The organism is Methanobrevibacter sp. (genome assembly GCF_017432245.1).
In the GTDB taxonomy this organism is placed as follows: domain Archaea; phylum Methanobacteriota; class Methanobacteria; order Methanobacteriales; family Methanobacteriaceae; genus Methanobrevibacter.
On the sequence record NZ_JAFRJO010000082.1, the window covers coordinates 47,291 to 55,863 of the forward strand.

General features: G+C 33.8%; 8 protein-coding genes and 2 tRNA genes. 6 read left to right on the top strand and 4 right to left on the bottom strand.

Features of this window, described 5'->3' with window-relative positions; all coding sequences use genetic code 11:
* Nucleotides 1-71 precede the first annotated feature (71 nt).
* The 4 genes from IJI80_RS06850 (at nucleotide 72) to IJI80_RS06865 (ending at nucleotide 4,565) form a co-directional block, all read left to right on the top strand.
* Nucleotides 72-323 (top strand): MJ0307 family thioredoxin, encoded by a 252-nt coding sequence (locus tag IJI80_RS06850; RefSeq protein WP_292788754.1) that lies wholly within the window; start codon nucleotides 72-74, stop codon nucleotides 321-323.
* Between the two features lie 244 nt (nucleotides 324-567).
* Complete coding sequence (locus IJI80_RS06855) at nucleotides 568-1,683, top strand: glycosyltransferase family 4 protein (protein WP_292788756.1); 1,116 nt, start codon at nucleotides 568-570, stop codon at nucleotides 1,681-1,683.
* Between the two features lie 222 nt (nucleotides 1,684-1,905).
* Nucleotides 1,906-2,376 carry a cyclic pyranopterin monophosphate synthase MoaC gene (gene moaC, locus IJI80_RS06860; RefSeq protein WP_292788758.1) on the top strand — a complete coding sequence of 157 codons (471 nt, stop codon included), beginning with the start codon at nucleotides 1,906-1,908 and terminating at the stop codon, nucleotides 2,374-2,376.
* Nucleotides 2,377-2,483: 107 nt separating this feature from the next.
* Nucleotides 2,484-4,565, top strand: a complete 2,082-nt coding sequence (locus IJI80_RS06865) for a DEAD/DEAH box helicase (RefSeq protein ID WP_292788764.1) — start codon at nucleotides 2,484-2,486, stop codon at nucleotides 4,563-4,565.
* A 174-nt stretch (nucleotides 4,566-4,739) separates the two neighbouring features.
* On the opposite strand, the gene IJI80_RS06870 is transcribed toward IJI80_RS06865, so the two are convergent.
* Together IJI80_RS06870 and IJI80_RS06875 are read right to left on the bottom strand one after the other, a co-directional pair.
* Nucleotides 4,740-5,042 (bottom strand): DUF2098 domain-containing protein, encoded by a 303-nt coding sequence (locus tag IJI80_RS06870; RefSeq protein ID WP_292788759.1) that lies wholly within the window; start codon nucleotides 5,040-5,042, stop codon nucleotides 4,740-4,742.
* A 58-nt stretch (nucleotides 5,043-5,100) separates the two neighbouring features.
* A complete protein-coding gene (locus IJI80_RS06875) occupies nucleotides 5,101-5,457 on the bottom strand; it encodes a PRC-barrel domain-containing protein (RefSeq protein WP_292788760.1) in 357 nt (118 codons plus the stop codon).
* Nucleotides 5,458-5,682: 225 nt separating this feature from the next.
* On the opposite strand from IJI80_RS06875, the gene IJI80_RS06880 reads away from it, so the two are divergent.
* Together IJI80_RS06880 and deoC are read left to right on the top strand one after the other, a co-directional pair.
* A complete protein-coding gene (locus IJI80_RS06880; protein WP_292788761.1) occupies nucleotides 5,683-7,389 on the top strand; it encodes a tRNA uridine(34) 5-carboxymethylaminomethyl modification radical SAM/GNAT enzyme Elp3 in 1,707 nt (568 codons plus the stop codon).
* Nucleotides 7,390-7,561: 172 nt separating this feature from the next.
* On the top strand, nucleotides 7,562-8,296 hold the full coding sequence (gene deoC / locus IJI80_RS06885) for a deoxyribose-phosphate aldolase (protein ID WP_292788762.1): 735 nt from the start codon (nucleotides 7,562-7,564) through the stop codon (nucleotides 8,294-8,296).
* Between the two features lie 81 nt (nucleotides 8,297-8,377).
* Here the strand turns inward: deoC and IJI80_RS06890 are convergent.
* Both IJI80_RS06890 and IJI80_RS06895 read right to left on the bottom strand, forming a co-directional pair.
* Nucleotides 8,378-8,450 (bottom strand) — tRNA-Phe (locus IJI80_RS06890).
* Between the two features lie 3 nt (nucleotides 8,451-8,453).
* A tRNA-Val gene (locus IJI80_RS06895) sits at nucleotides 8,454-8,525 on the bottom strand.
* Nucleotides 8,526-8,573 lie beyond the last annotated feature (48 nt).

Genomic DNA, 8,573 nt, shown 5'->3' on the forward strand with positions numbered 1-8,573 from the left:
TATGAATTTATAATTACAATTTAACTAAAAACAAAATAAAAACTTAAATAATTATTAAACAAGGTGATAAAATGGCACACAAAATAGAAGTATTTACCTCACCAACCTGCCCACATTGTCCAGGTGCTGTAAAAGTTGTTGAAGAAGCAAAAGCAAAATTAGGAGATGCAATAGATGTGCAAATCCTCAGTATTGCTGATCCTGCTAACAGAGACTTAGCTATTGACTATGGAGTTCATGCAGTTCCTGCAATTGCAATCAACAATTCATTAGCATTTATTGGTGCTCCAACTCTCGAAGAGTTATTAGAAAGATTAGAATAATTGCAAAAACAATTTTCTAATATTTTTCTTTTTTTACTAATTTACTATTTTTATTTTAATTAAATTTTCAACACTCCTTTTAAAAACAAATTTTTACTATTTTTAAATCAATTCCACTATTTTTTCAAGCAATTTTATATAAGAATAAATAGAATTAATAAGATATATTATAACATTAAGTTAATGTTTAGTAAATATTAAATTAATTAATTCAAATATTTCTAAATTGAAAGAGGTTGAAAACATGAAATTTGCTATGGTTGGACAGTTTCCACCACATATTGGAGGAGTTGGAGTCCATATACACACATTATCAAAGGAATTGGTCAAACAAGGCCATGAAGTGTATGTAATCACTTACCCTCATAAGGACATTAAGGATATCGATGGAATCCATGTAATTGGCACTAAAGGAGTCAATATTCCTGGACTTCGAGGATTATTCTTTGCAATCAATGCTGAAAAGGAGCTTAAAAAATTGATTGAAAGGGAAAACATAGACATAATCCACGGACACTATCTGCTTCCTGCAGGATGGGCAAGCGTAAAGGCTGGAAAATCAACCCATACCAAAACCTATGTTACTTCACATGGATCTGACATGTTTGAAACATATAAAAAGCAAAAGTTCACAAGACCTCTGATCAATAAAGTGCTTAAGGATGCAGATGTTGTTCTTGCTGTAAGTAACGCTTTGAAAGACGAAATCATCAAGACAAATATCCCAAATATTAAAGAAAAGACAAGATTGCATTGGAATAGTATAGATGTTAGTAAGTTTAAAACAACAGAAGAAAACAAAGACAAATTTAAAAAAGAATTGGTCCAAGAATTCAGCATAGATGCGAACAAACCTATCATTTTATTTGTCGGAAATATAATTAAAAGAAAGAATGTTAACTTGCTCATTGAAGCTAAAAAGAAAATGCACATGGAAGCGAATCTTGTCATCGTTGGTGATGGACCGCAATCAAAAGAACTCAAGGAAAAATGTGAAAGGGAACATGATGGAGGAAATCTTGATGATGTATACTTTACAGGTACAAGAAGTGATGTTGAAGATATAATACCAAGCTGTGACCTTCTCGTATTGCCATCATTCAGTGAAAGCTTTGGACTTGTGCTTATTGAAGCATTATCCTGTGGAAAGCCAGTTATTGGAAGCAATGTTGGAGGAATAAAGGAAATCATCACTGAAGATGTTGGTTTATTGATTGATCCGAATGACCCAACAGATTTGGCTAATGCAATTGATAGAATCTTAAGCGATGAAGAATTGATGGAAAGATTCAAGTCAAATGCAAGAGATAGGGCAAAGGACTTTGGAGAAACCAAGTTGCCTTATGATGAATTGAATTGAAATATAATTAAATAAAAAATTATTCTAAAAATTAAAGATTATAAAAATTATTTAAACTTAGCAAAATTGATTTAAATTAATAAAATTCATTGGAATTAAAAAATAATAATTATTTGGCTAAATTTTAATTAGATTTTAGATAATAGTTATTAATAATAAAAAATAAACTAAATTAAAGAAAACATATTCATGAAATTAACAATTAATTTAAGAGGTAATCAAATGGGAGAAAAGGAATTTACTCATCTGACTGAAACTGGAGTTCATATGGTGGAAGTTGGAGCTAAGCCACAGCAAAGAAGAACTGCAGTGGCAAGCGGAAAGATTCATCTTCAAAAGGAAACAATTGAAATGATCAAGAATGCAGAAATCAAAAAGGGAAATGTATTGACAACTGCTCAAATAGCTGGAATTCAAGCTGTCAAAAAGACATCTGACATTATTCCTCTTTGCCATCCATTGAACTTGAGTGGAATTGAAATAGAATTTGATGTTGGAGAAGAGGAAATCACTGCAACTTGTGAATGTAGATTGACTGGACAAACTGGAGTTGAAATGGAAGCAATCACAGGAGTAAGTGTGGCATTGCTCACCATTTGGGACATGACAAAAGCCGTTGAAAAGGATGAGAACGGACAATATCCAGACACTAAGATTTCTGATATAGTTGTTCTTAAGAAAGAGAAAATCTAATAAAACTTATCAAATGCTCTTAGAAAAGTAAAATTTTATATTAGATGCAAACTTTATATTATTAAGAATTTATTTTTATAAAATCATAAATTTTAAAAATTATTAGACTGATTAATATGGAAAACATCCCTGAAAACATTAAAACAATTATCAATAGCTGCTATCCCTATATTGAGGATTTCAACTCTGCCCAAAAGGCAGTGATTGAATCAGGATACCTTGAAAACAATAAAAATTGTGTCATAGCTATCCCTACTGCTAGTGGAAAGACTGTGCTTGGAATAATGGCAGCTCTCAAATCCATTTTAGATGGTGGAAAAGCAGTTTATGCTGCACCTCTCCTTTCAATCCAAAATGAAAAGGTCAAGGAATTCAAGAAATTCGAGGAATTTGGAATCAAGGTAGGGAAACACCCATCATCTTCAGACTTGTCTGTCATGGTATTTGAATCATTTGATGCATTGACCAGATTTTCATGGGATGCATTAAGGGAAGTCGATACATTAATCATCGACGAGTTCCATATGATTGGAGAATTTACAAGAGGCCCTACAATAGAATGTGCAATCACAAGGGCAAAAATAATCAATCCAAGCTTAAGAATCATTGCATTATCTGCAACACTTGAGAATATGGGTGAAATTGAAAGCTGGCTGGACGCGACTGTTGTGGAACACGACTACAGGCCAGTCCCATTGAATAAGGATGTTTTGGATGCTGAAATGTTCAATACAAAAAACAAGAATGATGTGGTTGTAAAGGTTATTGAAAAGGCAATATCCGACGATGCACAGGCATTAAGCTTTGTGTCAACTAGAAGATTTACAGAAAGCTTGGCAAACTATGTTGCAGGAAAATTGAAAAAGAAAACTACAGCAGAGCAAAAGCAACGTTTCAAGGAAGTTGCAGATAAGTTGCTTGCAGTGCCTGAGAAAAAGGGATCAAGACCAACTTCAACTTGTCTTAAATTAGCGGAAAGCTGTGAGAATGGTGCTGTTTTCCACCATGCAGGTCTTTTCAGTGAGCAAAAGGAAATCATTGAAGAGGAATTCAGAAATGGAAACATATTGATGATTGCAGCGACTCCAAGCTTGATGTATGGGGTAAACTTGCCTTCAAAATATGTAGTTATCAGAGATTATACAAGATGGACTTCAGATGGTCCGCAAGCGATTCCTGTTTTTGATTATGAGCAAATGTCAGGTAGAGCTGGAAGGCCACAATATGATGATACAGGATATTCCTATTTGATTGCTAAATCTATGGAAGAGGCAATTACACTTGAAGAGCGTTACATAAATGGCCAGGTAGAACCTACAAACTCTAAATTAATTGAAAACAAGGATGCAGTATTTAAGCAGATAATTGCACAAGTGGCATCCACCTTATCAAAAACTCCTGAAGAGCTTCAAGACTTTTTCACCAAAACATTTTATGGATATCAGATGACTGCAAATTCTTCAATGAGCTTCTTTGCTGAAGAAAGCTTGAAATTTGAAATCATGAATGCTTTGGAATTCTTGCTTCAGAACCAGATTTTGCAAGCTACACCAAGCGGACTTAAAACAACCCCATTTGGTAATTTAATTGCAAGATCAAATTATAGCGTTGAAACAGCTGTAAAAATCAAGGAATATGCAAACAATCTTGATAAATTCAATCCTGAAGAACTTATTTATCAACTTGCTCAAACTCCAGATATGCCACTCATTGCATTTAAAGGTAGGAAATCCAAAGACCCTGTTCGTGAAATGCTATCAAACTATGGCCTATTTGCCATTGATATTGGAAACCCTGAAGCAACAGCAGTCTCTTTAATTGAATGGATAAATGAAAGGACCGAGTACCAAATTGAAAATGCTTATCATGTATATTCCTCATCCACCAGACGCTCAGCATATGAAGCTTCATTGCTTGTAAGGTTTACAAAGAACACACTTGAAGTTCTTGGAAAATATTCTTATTCTAAAGATCTGGATTTCCTTTCTGCAAGGCTTTATTACGGTGTTAAAGAAGACATAATCCCTCTTGTGATTGGAGTCAAACGTTTAGGAAGACGCCGTGCAAGAGCATTGGTTGATGTATTCGGCGATGACTTAAGACCATATTCAGAAAAAGAGCTTCAGAAAGTTGATGGAATTGGTCCAAAATTAGCTCAAAACATTAAGAAATTCGCAGATAATTATTAATTAATTATCTCTTCACTATTTTTAAAAAGAAATCTAAAAAAATTAATTAATTATCTCTTCACTATTTTTAAAAAGAGACCTAAAATATTTGAAAAAATATGAAAAATAGATTGATTTTGATTTCAATAATATAAAAAATTTAAAAAAAAGTAAAAATAAAAAGAGAGAGGATAATTATCCTCCACCTTCACAACCTTGAATATCGTTTAGGTTAGCATTGAGTTCTTCATAGCCTTCCTTAATGTCCTTGACTTGCTCAAGAGTGTCCTTATCAAGGTTTTCTGAATCAACGATGTCTTTTTCATTAACAACCTCTAAAGAATCGGCAGCATACCATAATGCAGGTTCATCTAATTTTACCCATTGCTCGTTGTCTTCTTCTTTCAAATCAACAACTTTACTTATGGTACCAGTACCGGTATATCTTATAAAGGAACCTATATCAATGGTTTCTCCTCGAATATCACAAATACTCATATTATCACCGATAGGTTTTAATAAAGTCTTCAAAGAAGAAAATAAATAAAAATTTAATTTAGTCTATTTTTACTTCAGCTGCTTCTTCAGCCTCTTCTTCTGCTTCTTCCGCTTCATCATCAACAATTTCAGCTTCAACTTCTTCTACTTCTTCTTTAGCATCTTTTGCTTTTTCAGCTTCTTCAATTGCAGCTTCTTTGTTGATTTCCTTATTTAATAAAACGTAATCTCCAATGCTTTTTACATCTTCAAAGTCAATTTCGATTTTGTTGGAAGAGATGAAGTTTTTCTTAAGGACAATGGTTATTGCACTGATTTTTCCTTCTTCAGGATCAAATTCTGCATCATCGATTTTACCTACTTCATTTGCATTAGCATCTAAAGCCATCATACCTAATAATTGTTTAATTTTCATTTTATTACCTCAATTATTAATTTCATGAAATTATGCCATTTACATAATTTCCACTATTTAAGAATATGAAATGAAAATTATATAAACTTATCTAAATATTTTTTTAATAGTAATAAGATTTATATAATATATGAAAATAAATTAATATTTTAAAAGCAATATAATATATTAAAAGAAACAAATTGAATCTTAAAAAAATATTGAAAAATTTATATGGTGAACTTAATGGAAGAAGCATGTCGAATTATCATCGAGGATATCATAAATGGAAAGATAACTACTCGCCGCGAGCTTGAAGTGGAAAAAAGACAGCTCTGCCGAGATAGGAATCTAAAGAAATTTATGAGCAATTCTGTAATACTTGAACATGCAAGCCTTGAAGAGAAGAAAATCGTTTCCAATCTCTTAAGAAAGAAACCCACCAGAACTATCTCTGGAGTGGCTATTGTTGCAGTAATGTGCCATCCACACCAATGCCCTCACGGCAGATGCTACTACTGTCCTGAAAGTGACATTGCACCTCCAAGCTATACTGGAGAGGAACCTGCAGCGCTTAGAGGAAGAATGTTTAAGTTCCATCCATATGTCCAGTGCTACAACCGCCTTAAGCAATTGCATAAGGTAGGCCATCCAATCGATAAGGTTGAACTCATCATCATGGGAGGAACATTCCCTTCAAAAGACATTTGCTATCAGGAATGGTTCGTTTCACAATGCCTAAAAGCAATGAGTGACTTTGGAGTGATCCTTGAAAACATCACTGAAATTGGGGATATTGAATCATTCAATAAGGAAGACCTTTTAAACTATCCTCCATATAGCAACAATGCCCTTAAGACCTATCCTCCAAATGATTATGTGCTTATAGATGACATTCAAAGAATTAACGAAAGCTCTAAGGTAAGATGCATTGGAATGACCTTTGAAACCAGACCAGACTACTGTAAGGAGCCTCATGTTGACAGAATGTTGAAGATGGGAGTTACAAGGGTTGAGTTAGGTGTTCAAACAATCCATAATCACATCTACGAAAAAATCAAAAGAGGCCATACAGTTGAGGATGTCATTGAAGCAAATAGGATTCTAAGGGATTCCGGAGTAAAGGTTGCCATGCACATGATGCCTGGGCTTTTCCCTCTTGCAAGGGATGAGCCGAGAATAGAGCAATGCCCAGAGAAAGATTTGGAAATGTTTAAAACCATATTTACAAATGAGAACTTCAAGCCAGACATGCTAAAGATTTATCCTTGCCTTGTAACCGATGGCAGTGAACTTCACAAATTATGGAAAGATGGTAGATACAGACCATATAGTGATGAAGAGGCTGTTGAGTTGATAGTTCAAATCAAAAAGATCTTGCCGAAATGGGTAAGGACCATGAGAATCCAAAGGGATATTCCCTCTACATTAATTGAAGATGGGGTTAAGAAATCTAACCTTGGAGAACTTGTCTACAATCGTCTTGAAGAGGAGAAAATCAATTGCCAATGCATTAGATGCAGGGAAATAGGCCATAAAAAGACCAAGGAAGAGTATTCAATTGATGATTATAAGTTATTTGAAGAGGATTACATTGCTACAGAAGGAAGGGAACACTTCCTATCCATTGAAGATAAGAATGAAGAGACCCTTGCAGGATTCCTAAGATTAAGAATGCCTTCCGAAAAAGCACATAGAGAAGAGATTGATGATAAAACAGCTATTGTGCGTGAATTGCATGTTTATGGAAACATGATAAAAATTGGTCAGAAAGGTAACAATATCGGACAGCACACTGGATTTGGTGAAAAGCTATTGAAACGTGCTGAAGAGATAAGCATTGACCAAAACAAGGAAGAGCTTTTAATCATCAGTGGAATTGGAGCCAGAAATTATTACCGAAAATTCGGTTATGAACGTAAAGGTCCTTATATGGCTAAAAAATTAGTTTAAATCAAGTTTCAATATTTGTTTTATTAAAAAAATGCCAAAAGTTGAAACAATCAGACAAGACAAAAGTATTATATAGTTTGAAGTTAAACTAACTATTATATACATATAAAACTAAATCAATTAATATTATATTTATTGGAGATTAAAATTAAAAAATCGTTTTAATATGGAGATGAACGAAATGATCAACAAAGCTGAAAAACTTGCACAAGCTATTGAATTTACTCATTTAGATAATACTGCAACCATTGATGAAATGAAAGCATTCTTCGCAAAAGCTAAGGAATATCCTTTTTATGCAGTTGTAGTTTTACCTCATTTTGTAAAATTAGCAAAAGAAGAATTGAAAGACACTGACATGAAAGTGGTAACTGTAATTGACTTCCCATTAGGTGCTGGAAACACTGAAGGAAAAGTGGCAGAAGCTAAAGCTGCAATTGCAGATGGTGCAGATGAAATTGACATGATGGCAAATATTCCTGCAATCAAGGAACGTGACTTTGAATATGTTAAAAATGATATCAAAGCTGTTAAAGAAGCGATTGGAGACCACATACTCAAAGTAATTATTGAAAACCCACTTCTCAATGAAGACGAAATGGCAGGAGCTTCCAGAATGTGTGAAGAAGGAGGAGCAGATTTCGTTAAAACCTCAAGTGGATTCAATGGAAAACAGCATTTCCACTCTTTAATGGAAAGCTTAAGAATTATGAAAAAGAATGAACCTCATCTTGACATGAAAGCAGCTGGTGGAATAGACAACTACAAATTGGCAAATAACGTATTAGCTGCAGGAGTTACCAAGATTGGTACATCTTCAGGCCATATCATTATGGATCAACTCAATCATGTACTTGATAATCAAAAAGTGGATCCTAATCAGAAAACAGGCCCAAGACTCATTTAATAAATTTTCTTAATTTATTATTTTTTTCTTTTTAAAAATAGTTCGTATAGAATAAAACTAAAAATTCTTAGATAAAAAAAGTGCCGTAGGCCGGACTTGAACCAGCGACATCCAGATCTTCAGTCTGGCGTTCTCCCAACTGAACTACTACGGCAAATGGACCGAACGAGATTCGAACTCGTGATCACCGCCATGTCAAGGCGGTATCATACCCCTAGACCACCGGTCCTTCTTACTCATTAAAATATGTTTATAATTATATATAAATGTTTCTAAA